This window comes from Pseudoxanthomonas sp. SE1 (assembly GCF_029542205.1).
In the GTDB taxonomy this organism is placed as follows: Bacteria; Pseudomonadota; Gammaproteobacteria; order Xanthomonadales; family Xanthomonadaceae; genus Pseudoxanthomonas_A.
Genome location: NZ_CP113783.1, coordinates 1,179,632 through 1,198,917 on the forward strand (window position 1 = coordinate 1,179,632; position 19,286 = coordinate 1,198,917).

Genomic DNA, 19,286 nt, shown 5'->3' on the forward strand with positions numbered 1-19,286 from the left:
ATGGCGGATGGGGCGTGGCGGTCAGATGGTGCCGCGGGCGGCAGGATACAAGGTGATGTAAAAAGTGTTTTACATTGGCATGTCGAGATGTAATGTTTGAATTACATATTGTCTGTCGGAGTGGACACCATGGCATGGCAGCGGACGGGTTGGCTGGGGTTGCTGCTGGTCGCCTGGAGCGCACTGAACGGTGTGCTCGGACTGCGCTGGAAGGGACGGGTGCAAAAGGATGAGCGCGACCGCCGGATCGCGCAGCACGCGGCCGGCTGGGGCTGGGGGCGCGGTGCGGTGACATGCTGTCTGGTCGGCCCGGCGATGATGCTGGCGTTCTCGCCCGCGGACCGGCTGGCGTGGGCGACCCACCTCATGATCGCCAACCTGCTGGTGTTCGCGCTGATGTGGGGGGCTGTGCGAGTGCGCGGCCACCGCGCTGATGTACTGGAAGGACAGGCAGGGGACGCAGGCGTGAACGGTGGTGAAGCGTCGGCAAGGGTTTCACCGCCGCATGGGGGCGACCGCCTATGACCGGTACGCCGATCGCCAACGATATCCGGCGGCTTCGTTTTGAGCGTGGCGAGATGACCCAGCAGGGTCTGGCCGATGCCTGCGGGGTGACGCGGCAGACCATCATTGCCCTGGAAGCCGGGCGCTACGCGCCGTCGCTGGAGCTGGCCTTCCGCATCGCACGCGCCTTCGGGGTGGGCGTGGAGGACGTTTTCCATTGGCAACCTTTGGCATAGGGCCCCACGGCGGCGCTCTGCTAAGGTCCCCGCTGCGGCATCGGCCGCGTCAATGATCGGTCCGGAGGCTGTGATGGATGTGCGTCGCGTCGTAGTGGGCATGTTGCTGGGATGGGCTTTCGTCGGCCAGGCGCTGGCGAAGGACGAGATCCAGGCATCAGCCGAGCTGAATCCGCCGCCGGCCGAGGCACTGGGACAGTTCGACCGCTACGACCTCAAGCCCGCCACGCTCGCGTCCGACTATGCCGGGCACAAGGCCAACCAGGAGGCGCTGGCGTCGTTCCAGCGCAACCTCGACGAGCGCGTGGGCGTGTGGGTTGCAGAGCGCAACGCGGCACCTGCGACGCATGCACCCGTGCGGACGCTGGTGATCGAGCCGCGCATCGAGAAGATCCGCTTCATCAGCGGGGGCGCGCGGTTCTGGGCGGGCGCCTTCGCGGGCAGTTCGCGCATCCTGGTGAAGGTGAAGCTCACCGACCAGGCGACTGGCGCATTGATCGCCGAGCCCGAGTTCTACCAGCATGCGAAGGGGATGGCGGGTGCCTGGACGTTCGGCGCCGCCGACAACAGCATGCTGGTCCGCAGTGCCTCGCTGGCACTGGATTACCTCAAGGAAAACCAGGCTGCCGCGCAGGGCGGCCGCACCGGCTGGGAAAAGGAATAGGGCCCCGGCGCTAAGATGCGCGTCCCCGGCGTGCAGGCCCGGTTCGTCTGCACGCATCGTCTCCTCCTGTCGCGAACGCCATGCCGATCCCCTCGTCCCGCCTGTTGCCCCTGACCGGCGTGGCCGCCGCGATCGTCTTCACTTGCGCCGTGCTGGGCTTCGGCTTGGCGCTGTCGGGCTACTCGCAGATCGGGCATCCGGTGGCGGTGCTGGGAGCGAAGGGCGTGCCGCATGCGCTGGGCTTCAACCTGCTGGGCTTCATGCTGACGGGGATACTGGCCGCAGGCACTGCGCTGGACCTGAGGCACCGGTTGCCGGCCGATGCAGGATGGCCCGCCCGCGTCGGCGCGCAGTTGCTGCTGCTGTCCGCGCTGGGTTTCGCCGGGCTGGGCGTGCTGCCGCTGGACCCGGATGACCTGCACAACGACGCGAGCAGCCTGCACGCGACGGCATGGTTGTTGTGGTGGGTGGCATTCGTGCCGGGCGCAGCGTTGTTCGCCTTCGGCATGCGGGGGCGGGGCGGCTGGCGCCCGGCGGTGGTGGCGAGCGTTGCGGCGGCCGCGATCGTGCTGTTCAGCGCGCTGCTGGCGGTCGAATGGATGCCGGCGGGCGTGGCGCAGCGACTCGGCTATGCCGCGTGGCTCGGCTGGCTGTGCGTTGCGTCGCGCGCCGGAAGGTGAATACTTCCGCCGCGCGAGCATGGCCTGGTACCGGCCGTTCCGCACGACGGCGCGCTGCGGCGCGTTCGTCATCACGTCATCGGGCGGGGGCGTCGAGGCGCGGCCGGCGATACACCTTGCCGTCCTTCATCACGAAATCGACCTTCAGCACCGCATTGATGTCGGCCACCGGATCGCCCGGCACGGCCACGATGTCGGCGCGCTTGCCCGGTTCGATCACGCCTTGGTCGTCCACGCCCAGCACTTCCGCCGCACGGATCGTGGCGGCCTGCAGGGCGACGTTGGCGGGAATGCCGGCTTCCACCATGTAAAGGAATTCGCGTGCGTTGTCGCCATGCGGGCCCACGCCCATGTCGGTGCCGAAGGCGATCTTCACCCCGTTGCGATACGCATGGCTGGCGGTCTGCTGGATCAGCGCACCGATGCGCTGCGCTTTCGGCCGGACCACGGGCGGGAAGTAGCCATCGATCTTCGCCTTGTCGGCCACGAAGCGGCCCGCATAGATCGTCGGCACGTACCAGGTGCCATGCTGCTTCATCAGCCGCATGATCTCGTCGTCCATGTAGGTGCCGTGCTCGATGCTCGTCACGCCGCCGAGGATGGCGCGTTTCATGCCCTCCTTGCCGTGCGCGTGCGCGGCCACGCGGAAGCCGTAATCCCGCGCGGTATCGACGATGGCCTTGATCTCGTCCACCACGAACTGTGGCGCATCGCCCGACTTGGCGTAACTCAGCACCCCACCGGTGGCGGTGATCTTGATGACATCGCTGCCGTCCTTGTAGCGCTGGCGCACGGCCTGGCGCGCTTCCTCGGGTGAGTTGATCACGCCCTCGGTCGGTCCGGGCGGGCCGAGCAGGTGCGAAAGGCGGTCGTTGTAGCCGTTGGTGGGGTCGGCATGGCCGCCCGTGGTGGCGATGGACTTGCCGGCGGCGAAGATGCGCGGACCCTTCACCAGGCCCTGGCTGACGGCGTCGCGGAGGTGCGGCGCCACGTCGCCGCCCAGGTCGCGCACGCTGGTGAAGCCGGCCAGCAGGGTCTTTTCGGCGTAGCCGACCGAGCGGAAGGCATAGTCCACCGGGTCCAGCCGGAACCCTTCCGAATAGCTCTGCGGGCTGGATTCGCTGCCCAGATGCACGTGCAGGTCTGTCCAGCCGGGCGTGCAGGTGTGGTCGTTCAGGACGATCGATTCGGCGTCGGCCAGCTTGGCGCGGCCGGGAATGACTTCGGCGATCCTGCCGTCGCGGACCAGCACCGTGTGTTCGCCCAGCACCTTGCCGCTGCGGGCATCGAACAACTGGCCGCAATGCAGGGCCAGCGTGGCGGGCGGGACGGGTTCGGCGGCCGCAACGGGCAGGCTGGCGGCCGCCAGGGCAAGGGCAAGCAAGGTCTTGGTCATCTGGTGTCCCCGGTTTCGACCCGTCCATGCTAACCGTTGGCGTGGCGGGCCATGGTGCGCTGCGGTACCCTTGGCCGCTTTGCCGTCGCCGTAGCCGCACACCGCCATGTCCACTGTTGCCGAACCCGCTTCCTACGATCCGAAAACCGTCGAGTCCCAAGCCCAGGCCTTCTGGGAGGCCCGGCGCGCCTTCGAGGTCGACGAGCAGTCGGACAAGCCGAAGTACTACTGCCTGTCGATGCTGCCGTACCCGTCCGGTGCGCTGCACATGGGGCACGTGCGCAACTACACCATCGGCGATGTGATCAGCCGCTACAAGCGCATGACCGGCCACAACGTGCTGCAGCCGATGGGCTGGGATGCGTTCGGCCTGCCGGCCGAGAATGCGGCGATCAAGAACAAGACCGCGCCCGCCAAGTGGACCTACGCCAACATCGAGCACATGCGCACCCAGTTGAAGTCGCTGGGTTATGCCATCGACTGGTCGCGTGAGTTCGCCACGTGTCGCCCCGAGTACTACGTGCACGAGCAGCGCATGTTCACGCGGCTGCTGCGCAAGGGCCTGGCCTACCGCAAGAACTCGGTGGTGAACTGGGACCCGGTTGACCAGACCGTGCTGGCCAACGAGCAGGTCATCGACGGCCGCGGCTGGCGCAGCGGCGCCGTGGTGGAGAAGCGCGAGATCCCGCAGTGGTTCCTGCGCATCACCGACTACGCCCAGGAACTGCTGGACGGCCTGGACGAGTTGCCCGGCTGGCCGGATGCGGTCAAGACCATGCAGCGCAACTGGATCGGCCGTTCCGAGGGCCTGGAAATCCAGTTCGTCGTCGAAGGTCAGGAGCCTTTGACGGTATTCACCACCCGCCCGGACACGCTGATGGGCGTGACCTTCGTGTCGATCGCCGGCGAGCATCCCCTGGCGCTGAAGGCGGCCGCATCGAATCCGGCGCTGGCGGCATTCCTGGAAGAACTGAAGCACGGCGGCGTGTCCGAGGCCGAGCTGGAAACGCAGGAAAAGCGCGGCATGGACACCGGATTGAGGGCCATCCATCCGGTCACCGGGGACAAGGTCCCGGTGTGGGTCGCCAACTTCGTGCTGATGGGCTACGGCACCGGCGCGGTGATGGCGGTGCCGGGCCATGACCCGCGCGACTTCGAGTTCGCCACCAAGTACGCCCTGCCGATCCAGCAGGTCATCGCGCTGAAGGCGCCGAAGAACGACGACGAAAAGACCTACGACCCGACCACCTGGCGGGACTGGTACGGCGACAAGACCCGCGACGACCTGGAACTGGTCAACTCCGGCGAATTCGACGGACTGGACTACCGCGGTGCCTTCGAGGCGCTGGCCGAGCGCTTCGAGCGCAAGGGCCAGGGCCAGCGCAGGGTGAACTACCGCCTGCGCGACTGGGGTGTCAGCCGCCAGCGCTACTGGGGCTGCCCGATCCCGGTGATCTATTGCGACGCCTGCGGCGCGGTGCCGGTGCCGGATTCCGACCTGCCGGTCGTGCTGCCGGAGAACGTCACCCTGGACGGCGTGAAGTCGCCGATCAAGGCCGATCCCGAGTGGCGCAAGACCAAGTGCCCGCAATGTGGCGGCGCCGCCGAGCGTGAAACCGACACCTTCGACACCTTCATGGAGTCGAGCTGGTACTACGCGCGCTACACCTCGCCGGGCGCCAAGGACATGGTGGACAAGCGCGGCAATTATTGGCTGCCGGTGGACCAGTACATCGGCGGCATCGAGCACGCGATCCTGCACCTGATGTATTTCCGCTTCTACCACAAGCTGCTGCGCGATGCGCGGCTGGTGGACAGCGACGAACCGGCGACCAACCTGCTGACGCAGGGCATGGTGATCGCGGAGACGTTCTATCGCGACAATGCTGACGGGTCGAAGGACTGGATCAATCCGGTCGATGTCGAGATCCAGCGCGACGACAAGGCCCGCGTCGTCGGCGCCACGCTGAAGGCGGATGGCCAGCCGGTGAAGATCGGCCCGGTCGAGAAGATGTCGAAGTCGAAGAACAACGGCGTCGACCCGCAGTCGATGGTGGACAAGTTCGGCGCCGACACCGTGCGCCTGTTCTCGATGTTCGCCGCGCCGCCGGAGCAGTCGCTGGAATGGAATGAGGCAGGCGTGGAAGGCATGGCGCGCTTCCTGCGTCGTTTGTGGACGCAGGTGCAGAAGCATGTCGCGGACGGCACCGGCATCGAAGCGCTGGACGTGCCGGCGCTGACGGCCGATCAGAAGGCATTGCGCCGCAAGACCCACGAAACCATCGACAAGGTCGGCAACGACTACGGCAAGCGCCACAGCTTCAACACCGCCATCGCGGCAGTGATGGAACTGTCCAATACGCTGGGCAAATTCGACGACGCCAGTGCGCAGGGGCGTGCGGTGCGCCAGGAAGCACTGGAAGCCGCGGTGCTGCTGCTCAATCCCATCACGCCGCATGCCAGCCACGCGTTGTGGCAGGCACTTGGCCACGACGAGACGTTGATCGAGGACGTGGCGTTCCCGCAGGTGGACCAGGATGCGCTGGTGCGCGATTCGGTCACCCTGGCGGTCCAGGTCAACGGCAAGCTGCGCGGCACGATCGAGGTGGGCGCCGATGCGCCACGCGACCTGGTCGAGTCGCTGGCCAGGGCGGAGCCGAATACCGCGAAGTTCCTTGAAGGCCTGGCGATCCGCAAGGTGATCGTGGTGCCCGGCAAGATCGTCAACATCGTGGCGGGCTGAGCGGCGAAGCCGCGCTGCGGATGGAAACCGGCGAAGGACGCTTTGCCCCGGTGTTCACCTGCGGTCCGGCTACGCTATTGCCGCCCATGACGGCCTCGTCCAGACTTCGCCCATGACCCGATTCCGCCTGCCTCTGCTCGTCGTCACCCTGGTCTTCCTGGCCGGTTGTGGTTTCCACCTGCGCAACAAGATTGCGTTGCCGTCCGACCTGGGGCCTGTCAGGGTCATGGGACCGTCCACGTCCTACAGCGCGCTGGTCACCAGCCTGTCGCGCGGCCTGCAGGGCGCGGGCGCCACGCTGGCTTCGCCCATCGGTGAAGACAGCGCGGCGTCGCCGGAAGAGCAGGTGGCTACGCTGCGCATCCTGTCCGAACGCTGGGGCGACCTGCCCATCGCGGTCGACCAGTTCGGGCGTGCGCAGGAGTTCAGCCTGCGCTACGCGGTGGTCTTCGCGTTCAAGCGGGCCGATGGGACCGATCTGGTTCCACAGCAGGTGGTGGAGCTGTCGCGCGACTATGTATCGCCGCCGCAGGATGCGACCGGTACCGCGACCGAGCGCGAAGTCCTCGCTGAGGAACTGCGCCGCGACATGGCGGCCTCCATCCTGCGCCGCATCGACGGCGTGGTGCGCTCCGGCCCGGCGAACGTAGCGCCCTGATGGAACTCAAGCCGGAACAGCTCGCCGCGCGTGGCGCGTCCGAGACGCTGCATCCGGTCTATCTGATCGCGGGGCCCGAAACGCTGCGCGTGCTGGAGGCGGCGGATGCGGTGCGTGCGCAAGCGCGCGCGCAGGGCATCGGCGAGCGTGAAGTTTTCGATGCCGACGGACGTGATTTCGACTGGGGCCGGCTCGAAGCGAGCTTCAATGCACCCAGCCTGTTCAGTGCGCGCCGCCTGGTGGAAGTCCGCCTGCCGGGCGGCAAACCGGGCAAGGAGGGCGCCGAGATCATCAGTGCGTTCTGCGCCAACCCGCCGCCGGACGTGGTGCTGCTGGTCACCGCCGGCGAATGGGGCAAGGCCTACCAGGGCAAGTGGAGCGATGCCATCGCACGCGTCGGCGTGGTCGCGGTGGCATGGGCGATCAAGCCGCATGAGCTTCCAGGCTGGATCGAAAGCCGCCTGCGCAGCAAGGGTGTGCGTGCAGACCGCGATGCCGTGCAACTGCTGGCGGATCGCGTCGAGGGCAACCTGTTGGCGGCCGCGCAGGAAATCGACAAGCTTGCGCTGCTGAGCGAAGGCGAGGTGCTGGATGTCGGGCGGATGGAGTCGCTGGTCGCGAACGCCGCACGCTACGACGTTTTCCGCCTGACCGACGCGGTGCTGGCCGGGCAGGGCGCGCAGGTGTCGCGCATCCTCGCCGGCCTGCGCGCAGAAGGCGACATGGTGGCCGGCCTGATGCCGATGGTCGTCAAGGAACTGTTGCGTACCGCGGCGCTGGCGCGTGTGCAGGCCAACGGCGGCAACCTCGCTGCCGAAATGAAGTCGCAGGGCATCTGGGAAGCCAAGCAGGCGCCGTTCAAGCGTGCGCTGCAGCGGCATGCAACGCCCGCGCGCTGGGACCGTTTCGTCGCCGAAGCATCGAAGATCGACCGCACCGCGAAAGGGCGGGGCGATGGCGATGCCTGGGTGGGCCTGGAGCGCCTGCTGCTGGCCATCGCCGAGGCGAAGGCCGTGCGCCTGCTGGTGGCCTGACGGGGCGATGCTGCGAGTCTTCTACGGCGGCACGTTCGACCCCGTCCACAACGGACACCTGGCCATTGCGCGTGCCGCGCGCGACGAGTTCGGCGTGTCGATCGATCTGATGCCGGCTGCGGACCCGCCACATCGCGCACCGCCTGGCGCCACTGCGGCGCAACGCGCGCACCTGCTCGATCTCGCGGTCCGGGACGTCCCCGGTCTACGCGTGGATCGACGCGAGCTGCAGCGCGCACAACGCGATCCGGCCGGACGTTCATACACCATCGATACCCTGCATGAGCTGCGTGGAGAGCTCGGTCAGACGGTCTCCATCGCCCTGCTGATCGGCGCCGACAGCCTGCTGGGCCTGCCCACCTGGCGGGCATGGCCCACGCTCTTCGAGCTGGCGCACTTCGTCGTCGCCGACCGCCCTGGCAGCGGGCTCGATGCCGGCCTCGCTCCGGTGCTGGCCGCCCGGCTGGAAGGGCGCTGGACCGACCGGCCAGAGGACCTGCAGCGTGCCCCCGCCGGTCGCGTATTCCGGCTGAACCAGCCGCTCCAGCAGGAATCGGCCACCGAGATCCGGCGCCGCATTGCCACTGGCGAGGCCTGGCGCCATTTCGTGCCTGTGGCGGTGGCGGACGCGATTGCCGACGAAAGGCTTTACGCATCACGGGCTGCCGACGTTGGTTCGCTATAATCGTTCCCGTACTCCCAGAGCCACCAAGCCTTTGTCCAGCCAAGCCCACGTCATCAAGACCCGTCTCCCCAGTCCGCCGCCGGCCCTGCCGGATCTGCTCGCCACGGTGCATGCCGCCGTGCAGGAACTGAAAGCCAAGGATGTCGTCGAGATCGACGTGCGCGGCAAGTCCAGCGTTGCCGACTATCTCGTGATCGCGTCCGGCACGTCGACGCGCCACGTGAAGTCGATCGCCGACGAAGTGGTGAAGTTCGCCAAGAAGCTGGACGTGATGCCGCTCGGCGTGGAAGGCGAGCGCGAGGCGGAGTGGGTGCTCGTGGACCTGGGCGACGTCATCGTCCACGTCATGCTGCCGCGCGTGCGCGAGTTCTACGGGCTGGAGCGCCTGTGGACCGTGGGCGACCAGCCGCCGGAAGATATCGAGACCGCCGACGAATCGCGGCTGTGAGGCGGCTCGTCAGCTGTCGAAGGAACGGCGCCCGGGGGCGCCGTTCTTCGTTCCGTTGATCCTCGTCAGAGCGGTCCGCGTTCCCACGGGCCGGTGATCGCCACGGTGATGCCCGGCGTCTGCAGATTGACGAACAGCGTGCGCGAGAACGGATCCCAGCACGCACCACAGAACTCGCTTTCGCGATAGTCGCCTTCCGGCACCGATTTGCCGGCATTGGCGATCTGCGTGGAGGTCAGCTGCACGTTGTTCTTGCACAGGTAGAACGATTCGCCTGCACGGGTCAGGCCGATCAGGCGCGCGCCGGGGCCGTATTCGTCGGGACTCTCGCCGCCATCCTCGCAGAGCACTACGCCTCCACGTCCACTGACGGTGATGTTGTCGGGATTGTGCGCCGCCAGCTGGTTCCCGCTGACGAACAATGCCTTCAGCCGCTGCGTGAACAGGTCCAGCACCCACACCGATCCGTTGCCGCGGCCCTTGCGGCCCTGCGCGTCCACGCCGGTGCTGGTATCGACGATGAACATCTTGCCGTAGCTGTACCAGATGCCTTCACCACGGCTCATGCGCAGTGCGCCTTCGCTCCATGCCTGCGCGAACGGCCCACTCAGCGTTTCGCCGGCGGATACGTCAGGGAAGCCGGCCGGCGCCATGATCGTGTCCAGGTCCGGGTCCGGCACATCCACCCACTCCAGGGCGTATTCGTCGCCGATCGCCGCCACGCTCAGGTCGACATTGCGACGGCCCCGCACGCGCGCCGCCTGCAGGCGACCGCCGTTCTCCAGCGAACCGTTGCGGCCGCGGCGGTCGTTCGGGATGAAGCGGTAGAGGCCCGATTTGTTGCGATCGTCTTCGGTCAGGTAGACGATGCCGGTGCGGGGATCCACGGCCACGGCTTCGTGGCTGAAACGGCCCAGACCCACCAGTGGACGGCCGGTCGTGCGCTCACTGTCGGGATCCACTTCGAACACGTAGCCGTGCTTGCGGCCCGCACTCGAGGTGGCATCGGTCTTGATCTCCTCGCAGCTCAGCCAGGTGCCCCACGGGGTCAGGCCGCCCGCGCAGTTCACCAGCGTGCCACCCAGGCTCGGCTCCATGCGCGTCCATTCGCCATGGCGCCAGCCCAGGGTCGTGGTACCGCCGCCGGCGAGCTGCGTGCCGCTGACGGTACCCGTGTCGTACATGCCGGGTGCCCGGATGGGCGTGCCCGCGCCGCGCTCGTGGTTGCGGATCAGCACGTACTCCAGTCCGTGCCCATGTCCTCGGGTGCGGCGACCGTGGCGCGGATGACGCACCCCGACGACGGCCATGCCGTCGTGGCGGTCGGGGCAGGGTTGGCCGTCGTCCATCCGGTCGCCGCTCCAGCCGAAGGAGCGGTACCGGAATCCGCGCGGCAATTGCAGCAGGGGAAGTCCGGTCGCGTCGTCCGCGACCGGCGCGAGCGGTCCGTAGCGGCTGGGGACCGGAGACAGTTGCGTCGCGGCCGTGGCGGCGTGGGCCTGCCGCGCATGCAGCGCGCCGAGGCTGCCGATGGCACCCATGGCGACGGCGGCGGCACTGCCTTTTAGGACCTGGCGGCGGGAGGGATCGAACATCGTCATCATGCGACTCCTGCGGGCTGGGGGAGTCCGCGACGCTAGGCAGCGCACATAACCACCACATGACAAGGGCATGACCCTTGCAGGCGGGCCGACGGACGTGTGACGCCGCTATCATGGCGACATGAAATGCCGTCTCATCGCCACCGGCGAGCGCGCGCCCAGTTGGGTCGCGCAGGGCTTCGCCGAATACCAGAAGCGGTTGTCGCACTGGTTGCCGTTCGAACTGGTCGAAATCGAGCCGGGCCTGCGTGGCAAGGGCCGCGATCCGCAACGTGCGATCGAGGACGAGGGCAAGCGCGTGCTGGCGGCGTTGCCGAAGAATGCCCATGTGGTCGCGCTGGAAGTGACCGGCAAGCCGTACTCGTCGGAACAACTCGCCCAGCGGCTCGAGCATTGGCGTACGCTGGGCCGCGACATCGCGCTGCTGATCGGTGGGCCGGAAGGCCACGCACCGGATGTCGTGACCGCTGCACACGAGAAGTGGTCGCTCAGTCCGCTGACGTTGCCGCACATGCTGGTGCGGCTGCTGGTGGCCGAACAGGTCTATCGCGCGGCGGCGATGCTGGCGAACCATCCCTACCACCGCGCCTGAGCGATGGGCGCTTTCTGCAGGAGCGACGTGAGTCGCGACCGCGCGTCATGCATGCACGGGAATCGACATCCTCCACGGAAAGCGAGCCGAGGTAGTGACAGATCGAGATCGGACGGTCTGCGGTCGCGACTCACATCGCTCCTACGGAAAACAGAAGCCCGCCTTTTCGGCGGGCTTCTTCGTTCATGTCCTCCGCATCACTGCAGGCTGAAGGCGATCGGCACCAGCCCGTAGGCCTGCACCGCCTGCCCGTTCCGCATGGCGGGCTTGAAGCGCCAGGTCTTCAGCACGTGCTGGAGGGCCGACCTGTCCAGATTGCGGTTGCCGCTGCTGCTCTCGATGGTCACGTCGAGGGGTGTGCCATCCACATCCACCAGCACGCGCAGGACCACGGTGCCCTGCACGCCGCTGCGCAGCTCGCTGATCGGATAGCGCGGAGAGGACGCGCGGACGTACTCCAGTGTGGCGGAGGCGAGAGGACCCTGGCCGACCGTCGGGCCGGAGACCTCGGTTGTGTCGGCCACGGAGGTTTCGATCACGGCTTCACTGCCGCCATCGACGATGACAGGCGTCTCGACCGACGGAGTGATAGTGGCAGGCCTCGGGGTCGTGACCGGTCGCGGCTCAACCGGCTTCGTGACCCGCTTCTCCTCCACGATCGGGACAACCACGGGCGTGGTCTCTTCCTTTTCGATCCAGCGGACAACGGGCTTCGGCTCGATGGCTGCCGTTATGGTCGGCGCCGCCATCGGCATCAGCAGCATGAGCAGGGCGACGGCATGGACCGCGATGGCGGCAGCGATGGCCGCGACGCGGCCGAATTCTATGCGGGTGTCGGAACCGTGGGGTAATGCGCGAACCATGATCCACCTCCTGAGGGCTGTGAACGGAACAACGCTCGGTCGCGAGGAGTGGGGTTGCAACGTCCCGGCGCCGCACGTCCAGACTGTACTCCGGCGGATGGCGCATGCAAGAGGGGTGGGTCTTCGACCTTCGGCGTAGTCCGGTCATCCGGTCATCCAACGAAAACGGCGCCCCGCAGGGCGCCGTCGTCGGGAGCAGGCAAGGACTTACTTGCCCAGTTCGAACACCACGTCCAGGTTGATCGAGACAGTGGTTTCGCCCGGCGAGACCGGGGGCGCTGCACCGGCGCGCTCGAAGGAGTCCGCCTTGGCCATCGCCATCATCGGCATCGGGCGGAAGCCGCCGTTGCCCTCGGAGATGCTGACGATGCGGCGCACCTTCAGGCCCAGCGACTTGGCATAGGTTTCAGCACGGGCCTGGGCTTTCTTCAGCGCGGCCAGGCGCGCCTCGTCGTAGACCGGCTCCGGATTGTCGATCTCGAAGCTGGGGCCATTGATCTGGTTCGCGCCCACACCGGCCAGGGCGTCCAGCACCTTGCCCAGTTTGGCGATGTCGCGGACCTTGATGCTGACGGTGTTGTTGGCCTGGTAGCCGGTGATCTTCGGTGCTTCGTTCTCGGCGTAGCGGTACTGCGGATTGAGACTGATGCCGCTGGTCTGTACATCCTTGTCGGCGATCCCGGCGGCCTTGATCGCAGCCACGACCTTGGCCATCTGCTCGCTGTTCTGGCGCATGGCGGTGTTGCCATCGACGGCCTGGGTGACAACGCCGGCGGAGAGCGTGGCGATGTCGGGAACGCGGGAGGCTTCGGCCTGCGCGGAGACGTTGAGCAGCGTGCCGTCGGCCGGGATGGCATAGGCCGGCGCAGTCTGGGCGGAAGTGGTCATGGCGGCAGTGGTTCCCAGTGACAGGGTGATGGCGAGCAGCAGCGGGCGAAGCAGGGGCAGACGCATGGGATCTCCTTTTCGTGATTCGGGTGGCGGACACCCGGTCGTCGTCGACGCGCAAGGGTGTTCACGATGACATGAACGGGCCGTGATGCGGCGCAGGGTTACGCCGTCCCGGCCGTCATCAGCGGTCATTCAGTCAGGCGCCGCGGGTTATTCTTCCGGGATGCTCTACCTGGCTTCCCAATCCCCCCGCCGCGCCGAACTGCTGACCCGCCTGGGGCTCTCGTTCGGCCGCATCGACCTCGACATCCCCGAACACCGCCAGCCCGGCGAACCCGCCACGGAGTACGTGCGCCGGGTCGCCCGCGAGAAGGCGGGCGCCGGCCTGTTGAAGGTCATGGGCTCGCCCGGTGCCGTGGTGCTGGGCGCCGACACCGAGGTGATCCTGGACGATGAGGTCTTCGGCAAGCCCCTGGATGCCGCCGATGCCGCCGCCATGCTGCGCCGGCTGTCGGGCCGCACGCACCAGGCCGTGTCCGCGGTCTCGGTGGTCAGCGCCGCGCGCGAAGCACAGGCGCTCGTCGTCACCGACGTGAGTTTCGCCGAACTGGACGAAGACGACATCGCGGCCTACCTGGCCAGCGGCGAAGCCATGGGCAAGGCGGGTGCCTACGGGATCCAGGGGCGCGCCGAACAGTTCGTCACCCGCCTGGCCGGCAGCTACTCGGCGGTGATGGGCCTGCCGCTCCACGAAACCGCGAAGCTGTTGCGCGAGTTCGACATCCATCCATCGGCGCCTGTCGCCATCGCGTCAGCCTGAGGGAAGGAAAGCATGTCGGAAGAAATCCTGGTCAACGTCACCCCGCGCGAAACGCGCGTCGCGGTGATCGAAAACGGCATGCTGCAGGAACTGCACATCGAGCGCGGCTGGCGCCGGGGTGTGGTCGGCAACATCTACAAGGGCAAAGTGCAGCGGGTGATGCCCGGCATGCAGGCGGCCTTCGTCGAGGTCGGCCTGGACCGTGCGGCGTTCCTGCATGCCAACGACATCGTGCGCTCCTCGCCTGGCGCAGTGGTGGATGGCGAGGACGCCCCGCTGCCCGCGCCGCCGCCGGCACCGATCATGGATCTGCTGCGCGACGGGCAGGACATCGTCGTGCAGGTGGTGAAGGATCCCATCGGCAGCAAGGGCGCGCGGCTCACCACGCAGATCAGCATTCCGTCGCGCTACCTGGTCCTGCTACCCCAGTCCAAGGTGATCGGCGTATCCGCGCGTATCGAGGACGATGCCGAGCGCCATCGCCTGAAGCAGGTGGTGACCGATCTCGCCGCCCAGCATGGTGGCCACGGGTACATCATCCGCACCAATGCGGAGGGCCAGCCGGCGGAAGCCCTGGCCGAGGACCTGGCGTATCTGTCGCGCGTCTGGAACATCGTCGAGAAGCGCGGCCGTGAGTTGCCGCCGTGCAGCATCCTGTACGAAGACCTGAGCCTGCCGCTGCGTGCCGTGCGCGACCTGATCCGCAAGGACGTGGAGAAGGTGAAGGTGGATTCGCGCGAGACCTACGAGCGCCTGCAGGCCTTCGTCGCCAAGTACATGCCGGTGCTCGCGGAGCGCATCGAGCTGTATACCGGCGAGCGCCCGATCTTCGACCTGTACGGCGTCGAAGACGAAATCGGCCGCGCGCTGGACAAGCAGGTGCCGCTGAAGTCCGGCGGCTACCTGGTGATCGACCAGACCGAGGCGATGACCACGGTCGACGTCAACACGGGCTCGTTCCTTGGCCAGCGCAACCTGGAAGAGACCGTCTACCGTACCAACCTCGAAGCCGCGCAGGCCGTCGCGCGCCAGCTGCGGCTGCGCAACCTGGGCGGCATCATCATCATCGACTTCATCGACATGGACGATCCCGAGCATCGCCGCCAGGTGCTGCGCACGCTTGAGAAGTCGCTGGCCAAGGACCATGCCAGGACCACGGTGTACGAATTCTCGCCGCTGGGCCTGGTGGAGATGACGCGCAAGCGCACCGTGGAGAGCCTCGCGCGCCAGTTGTCCGAGCCCTGCCCGGAATGCAGCGGGCGTGGCGCCATCAAGACCGCCGAAACCGTCACCTACGAGATCTTCCGGGAGATCACCCGTGCGGTGCGCCAGTTCGAGGCCGCGCGTCTCCTGGTGATCGCCTCGCCGAAGGTCGTTGCCCGCATCACCGATGAGGAATCGTCGGCGGTGGCGGAACTGGAGGAATTCCTCGGCAAGTCGATCCGTTTCCAGGCGGACGAGCAGTACCTGCAGGAGCAGTTCGATGTCGTGTTGCTGTGAAGCCGTGATTCGTGATTCGTGGGGGATGATTCGCAGAGGCGAAGCGCGACTCGTGCCCTCGCCAGTCACTCACGACGAATCACGTCCCGCAGCGAGCACAGCGCGCTGATGCCCACCCCGCTGCGCCGCCGCCTGCGCCTGGCTCGCCGCAGTGCCGTCTATGGCATCGCGGTGGTGCTGGTGTGCATGGCCGTGGTGCTCGGCATCGCCAGCCAGGTCCTGCCGTTGGCGGAGCGGCATCCCGATCGTATCGCGGCATGGCTGAGCGAGCGCGCCGGCCGGCCCGTCGCCTTCGATGCGGTGAAGACCCAATGGACGCGCCGCGGACCGCTGTTGCAGCTCGATGGGCTGCGCCTGGGTGAAGGCGATGCCGGCGTGCGCATCGGCCAGGCAGAAGTGCTGGTGTCGATGTACGGCGGACTGCTGCCGGGGCGCTCCTTCACCGAGTTGCGCCTGCGCGGCCTGGCGCTGACGCTGCAGCGGGAGGACGACGGACGCTGGTCGGTACGGGGCCTGCCCGGACAGCAGCAATCCACCGAGGATCCGCTGAAGAGCCTTGAAGGCCTGGGTGAACTGCAGGTCATCGACGGACGGCTTGCGATCATCGCGCCGTCGCTGGGATGGGATGTCCGGCTGCCCGAAATCGACCTGCGCCTGCGCGTGCAGGGCGACCGCGTGCGCGCAGGCACGCGCGCGTGGATACGCAAGGATGCGGCGCCACTGAACGTGGTGGTGGACTTCGATCGCAAGGCCGGCGATGGCCGTGCCTATCTCGACGTGGCCGCAGACGATATCGGAGCCTGGTCGCCATTGCTGCGTTACGCCGGCGTGGTGGCCGAGCGTGGCAATGGACGCGTGCAGGCCTGGACGGAACTGCGCCGGCATCGCGTGGTGATGGTGACGGCGGATGCCAACCTGCGCCAGGTGGGGCTGCGCGGCGCGCCGCTGCCTGCATCGGCCGCACCGACGCGCATCGATTTCGAACAGATGCAAGGGCGCATGCGTTGGCGTCTGGTGGCCGGTGGCTGGCGATTCGACGCTCCGCGCCTGCGGGTGGGCACGGCGCCTGCGGTGCAGACGCTGGATGGCCTGGTACTGGCCGGCGGCGAGCGTTACGCGTTGCTGGCGGACCAGGTGGACGCGGCGCCCTTGTTCGCGGTGCTCGGGCTGAGCGACAAGGTCGATCCCGGCATGCGGCGCTGGCTGGTGCAGGCAAGGCCTGGCGCACGTCTCGCGCGGCTGACGCTGGCGGGGCGCAGGAACGGCCCGGTGCGCGTGGAAGGGCAGCTGCGCGACATCGCGTTCCGCCCGGTGGGCGATGCTCCCGGCATCCGCGGATTGGCGGGGGATTTCGATGGCGACGATGCAGGGTTCCGTCTGCAGCTGGATCCGGACGCGACCATGCGCTTCGACTGGCCGAGCGGGTTCGAAGTGGTGCACGACGTACGCCTGGAAGGCGACGTGGTGGGTTGGCGCGAAGGCACGGGCTGGCGCGTCGGGACTTCGGCGTTGCACGTGCAGGGGACCGACTACGCTGCCGACGTGCGTGGCGGCATGTGGTTCCAGGGCGATGGCACGCGACCGTGGATCGACATCGCGGCGGACCTGGCGGATGCGCCGGTGCCGGTGGCGAAAGGATTCTGGATCCACCACAAGATGCCCAAGACCGCAGTGGACTGGCTCAATGCCGCGCTGGTGGGAGGCACGGTGCGGGAAGGTCGCGCGATCGTCAGTGGCGATCTCGACGACTGGCCGTTCCTCCATCAGAACGGCAGGTTCGAAGCGGTCGCCCACATCGCCGATGGCCAGTTCAAGTTCCAGCCCGAGTGGCCGCAGCTGGACCAGGTCGATGCCGGGATCGCCTTCATCGGCAACGGATTCCAGCTGCAGGGGCGAGGGGCGCTGGCGGGTGTGACGATTCCGGCGTTCCAGGCCGGCATCGCCGATTTCCGCGATGCCGACCTGAAGATCATCGCGCGCACCGAGACCGATGCGGGCAAGCTGCTCGCGCTGCTGCGGCAGAGTCCGCTGCACAAGACCTACGGCGACACGCTCGACCATCTGCAGGCCAAGGGCCCGGTGGCGGCGACGTTCGACCTGCTGCAACCGCTGCACGCGGGTGAGCAGTCGCGCAAGAAGCTGGCCGGCACGGTGGACCTGAAAGGTGCGCAGCTGGCCGAGAAACGCTGGGATCTCGTGTTCGATGACGTGCGTGGCAAGGCGCGCTACGACGATGGCGGGTTCGCCTCGGGTCCGCTGCAGGTCGTGCACGACGGGCAGGCCGGTGTGCTGGGCCTGCGTGCAGGCAGTGGCACGCGCGACCGCACGCAGGCGTTCGAAGCCGACCTGTCCGCGATGGTCGAAGCCGACCGCCTGCTGGACCGCGCGCCCGAGATGGCATGGCTGAAGCCTTACATGGACGGGCGTTCGCAATGGACGGTGGGCGTCAGGATCCCGCGCGTGGCGGCAGGCAAGACGGCTGCACCGACGCAGCTCGATCTGACTTCGGACCTGGTGGGTACGGCCATGACCCTGCCGGCGCCACTGCGCAAGTCTGCCGCCATGCCGCTGGCGACAACCGTGCGTGCGCCGTTGCCGATGGGCAGCGGACAGATCGACGTGGCCTTCGGCAAGGTGCTCGCGCTGCGCGCGCGCGCAAGCAATGGCCGGACCGGTGTGCGCGTGGTGCTGGGCAGCAACGAGGTGAAGGATGCGCCTCCTCCGTCCGGGCTGGTGGCCACCGGACATACCGGTACGCTGGATGCGATGGAGTGGGTGGCGGTGGCGCGCGGCGGCAGTGGTGGAAGCGACAGCCTGCCCCTGCGCCATATCGACGTGACCGCGGAGCGGTTGCTCATGATCGGCGCCTCCTTCCCCGATACGCGCCTGCAGCTCGCCCCCGCGCAACAGGCGCTCGCGGTCTCGCTGGATGGTGAGGCCCTGTCCGGCGCGCTGCTGGTGCCGGATGCCAAGGGTGTGCCGATTGCCGGCAAGCTCGCTCGCGTCCATTGGCGCAAGGCGAGTGCGGGAAGCGTGGCGCGCGCTGATCCGGACATGCGCGCCGCCACGGACGACATCGACCCTGCTGCGATTCCTCCACTGTCGCTCGATATCGACGATCTGCGCTTCGGTGATGCGCGCCTGGGCGCCGCCAAGCTGCGGACGCAGCAACAGGCGGATGGCATGCATGTCGACCCGTTGCAGTTGCGCTCACCGGGGCAGCAGATCGATGTGCGCGGTCAGTGGACCGGTACCGGTGCCGCGGCGCGGACGCACTTTGCCGTGGACGTGAAGAGCGAGAACTTCGGCGAACTGCTCGACGATCTGGGCCTGGGCGACCGTGTGCGCGGAGGCCATGGGCAGATCACCGCCGAGGCCGGCTGGCCGGGCAGTCCGGCGGGCTTCCAGTTGGCCGCGCTGGAAGGCAGCGTGAAGCTTGCCGCGCGCGATGGGCACCTGCTTGAAGTCGAGCCGGGCGCGGGCCGCGTGCTGGGCCTGTTGAGCGTGGCGGAAGTACGTCGCCGCCTGATGCTCGATTTCAGCGACTTCTTCTCCAAGGGCTTTGCGTTCAACCGCGTCGACGGCGACATCCGCCTCACCGGCGGCATGGCGCGCAGCGACAACCTGCTGATCGACGGCCCCGCCGCCGAGATCCTGATCCGCGGCGACACCGACCTGCGGGCCGAACGGTTCGACCAGACCGTGGACGTGAAGCCGAAATCCGCCAACGTGCTCACCGCCGTGGGCGCGGTGGCGGGCGGGCCCATCGGCGCCGCCGTGGGTGCGGTGGCCAACGCCGTGCTGAAGAAGCCGCTGGCGGAAATGGGCGCCAAGACCTACCGCGTCACCGGCCCGTGGAAATCGCCCAAGGTCGAAGTGGTGGGGCGCGAGCAGTCGCGCGTCCGAAGCAACGACCGTACCGACAGCGCCGGCGCTCCCTGAACCCGCCGATCGGCGAGGGCGTCCTTGCC

The 19,286-nt window shown here is 67.8% G+C and carries 17 protein-coding genes; 13 read left to right on the forward strand and 4 right to left on the reverse strand.

All coding sequences use genetic code 11. The features are described from left to right. Positions 1–129 precede the first annotated feature (129 nt). From OY559_RS05400 to OY559_RS05415, 4 genes are all read left to right on the forward strand, one after another. Positions 130–525, forward strand: coding sequence for a hypothetical protein (locus tag OY559_RS05400; RefSeq protein WP_277729044.1), 396 nt, complete (start codon positions 130–132; stop codon positions 523–525). After that, complete coding sequence (locus tag OY559_RS05405; RefSeq protein ID WP_142123772.1) at positions 522–740, forward strand: helix-turn-helix transcriptional regulator; 219 nt, start codon at positions 522–524, stop codon at positions 738–740. Before OY559_RS05400 ends, OY559_RS05405 begins: the two co-directional genes overlap by 4 nt. Before the next feature lie 73 nt (positions 741–813). Further along, complete coding sequence (locus OY559_RS05410) at positions 814–1,404, forward strand: hypothetical protein (protein WP_277729045.1); 591 nt, start codon at positions 814–816, stop codon at positions 1,402–1,404. Between the two features lie 80 nt (positions 1,405–1,484). Next, positions 1,485–2,084 (forward strand): DUF998 domain-containing protein, encoded by a 600-nt coding sequence (locus OY559_RS05415; protein WP_277729046.1) that lies wholly within the window; start codon positions 1,485–1,487, stop codon positions 2,082–2,084. 76 nt (positions 2,085–2,160) lie between these two features. On the opposite strand, the gene OY559_RS05420 is transcribed toward OY559_RS05415, so the two are convergent. Beyond that, positions 2,161–3,480 carry a metal-dependent hydrolase family protein gene (locus tag OY559_RS05420; RefSeq protein ID WP_277729047.1) on the reverse strand — a complete coding sequence of 440 codons (1,320 nt, stop codon included), beginning with the start codon at positions 3,478–3,480 and terminating at the stop codon, positions 2,161–2,163. Between the two features lie 106 nt (positions 3,481–3,586). Between OY559_RS05420 and leuS the strand changes: the two genes are divergently transcribed. The 5 genes from leuS to rsfS all read left to right on the forward strand — a co-directional run bounded on the left by leuS (position 3,587) and on the right by rsfS (position 9,048). Continuing rightward, positions 3,587–6,223 (forward strand): leucine--tRNA ligase, encoded by a 2,637-nt coding sequence (gene leuS / locus OY559_RS05425; RefSeq protein WP_277729048.1) that lies wholly within the window; start codon positions 3,587–3,589, stop codon positions 6,221–6,223. A 112-nt stretch (positions 6,224–6,335) separates the two neighbouring features. Beyond that, complete coding sequence (lptE, locus tag OY559_RS05430; RefSeq protein WP_277729049.1) at positions 6,336–6,881, forward strand: LPS-assembly lipoprotein LptE; 546 nt, start codon at positions 6,336–6,338, stop codon at positions 6,879–6,881. Continuing rightward, the gene (holA, locus tag OY559_RS05435) at positions 6,881–7,915 is read left to right on the forward strand and encodes a DNA polymerase III subunit delta (RefSeq protein ID WP_277729050.1); all 1,035 of its coding nucleotides are present in this window, start codon (positions 6,881–6,883) and stop codon (positions 7,913–7,915) included. Before lptE ends, holA begins: the two co-directional genes overlap by 1 nt. Positions 7,916–7,922: 7 nt before the next feature. Further along, on the forward strand, positions 7,923–8,600 hold the full coding sequence (gene nadD / locus OY559_RS05440) for a nicotinate-nucleotide adenylyltransferase (RefSeq protein WP_277729051.1): 678 nt from the start codon (positions 7,923–7,925) through the stop codon (positions 8,598–8,600). A gap of 31 nt (positions 8,601–8,631) precedes the next feature. Beyond that, entirely contained in the window at positions 8,632–9,048 is a 417-nt protein-coding gene (gene rsfS, locus OY559_RS05445) for a ribosome silencing factor (RefSeq protein ID WP_277729052.1), read from the forward strand. Between the two features lie 65 nt (positions 9,049–9,113). On the opposite strand, the gene OY559_RS05450 is transcribed toward rsfS, so the two are convergent. Further along, complete coding sequence (locus tag OY559_RS05450) at positions 9,114–10,649, reverse strand: alkaline phosphatase PhoX (protein WP_277729053.1); 1,536 nt, start codon at positions 10,647–10,649, stop codon at positions 9,114–9,116. Between the two features lie 121 nt (positions 10,650–10,770). Between OY559_RS05450 and rlmH the strand changes: the two genes are divergently transcribed. Further along, positions 10,771–11,241: a 23S rRNA (pseudouridine(1915)-N(3))-methyltransferase RlmH gene (gene rlmH / locus OY559_RS05455; protein ID WP_277729054.1), complete on the forward strand. Its 471-nt coding sequence runs from the start codon at positions 10,771–10,773 to the stop codon at positions 11,239–11,241. A gap of 197 nt (positions 11,242–11,438) precedes the next feature. Here the strand turns inward: rlmH and OY559_RS05460 are convergent, their stop codons facing one another. Both OY559_RS05460 and OY559_RS05465 read right to left on the reverse strand, forming a co-directional pair. Beyond that, positions 11,439–12,104 carry an energy transducer TonB gene (locus OY559_RS05460; protein WP_277729055.1) on the reverse strand — a complete coding sequence of 222 codons (666 nt, stop codon included), beginning with the start codon at positions 12,102–12,104 and terminating at the stop codon, positions 11,439–11,441. Between the two features lie 207 nt (positions 12,105–12,311). Continuing rightward, positions 12,312–13,058 (reverse strand): SIMPL domain-containing protein, encoded by a 747-nt coding sequence (locus OY559_RS05465; protein ID WP_277729056.1) that lies wholly within the window; start codon positions 13,056–13,058, stop codon positions 12,312–12,314. Between the two features lie 160 nt (positions 13,059–13,218). On the opposite strand from OY559_RS05465, the gene OY559_RS05470 reads away from it, so the two are divergent. The 3 genes from OY559_RS05470 (at position 13,219) to OY559_RS05480 (ending at position 19,257) form a co-directional block, all read left to right on the forward strand. Further along, complete coding sequence (locus OY559_RS05470; RefSeq protein WP_277729057.1) at positions 13,219–13,815, forward strand: Maf family protein; 597 nt, start codon at positions 13,219–13,221, stop codon at positions 13,813–13,815. Between the two features lie 12 nt (positions 13,816–13,827). Then, entirely contained in the window at positions 13,828–15,315 is a 1,488-nt protein-coding gene (gene rng, locus OY559_RS05475; RefSeq protein ID WP_277729058.1) for a ribonuclease G, read from the forward strand. A gap of 108 nt (positions 15,316–15,423) precedes the next feature. Further along, positions 15,424–19,257 carry a YhdP family protein gene (locus tag OY559_RS05480; RefSeq protein WP_277729059.1) on the forward strand — a complete coding sequence of 1,278 codons (3,834 nt, stop codon included), beginning with the start codon at positions 15,424–15,426 and terminating at the stop codon, positions 19,255–19,257. Positions 19,258–19,286 lie beyond the last annotated feature (29 nt).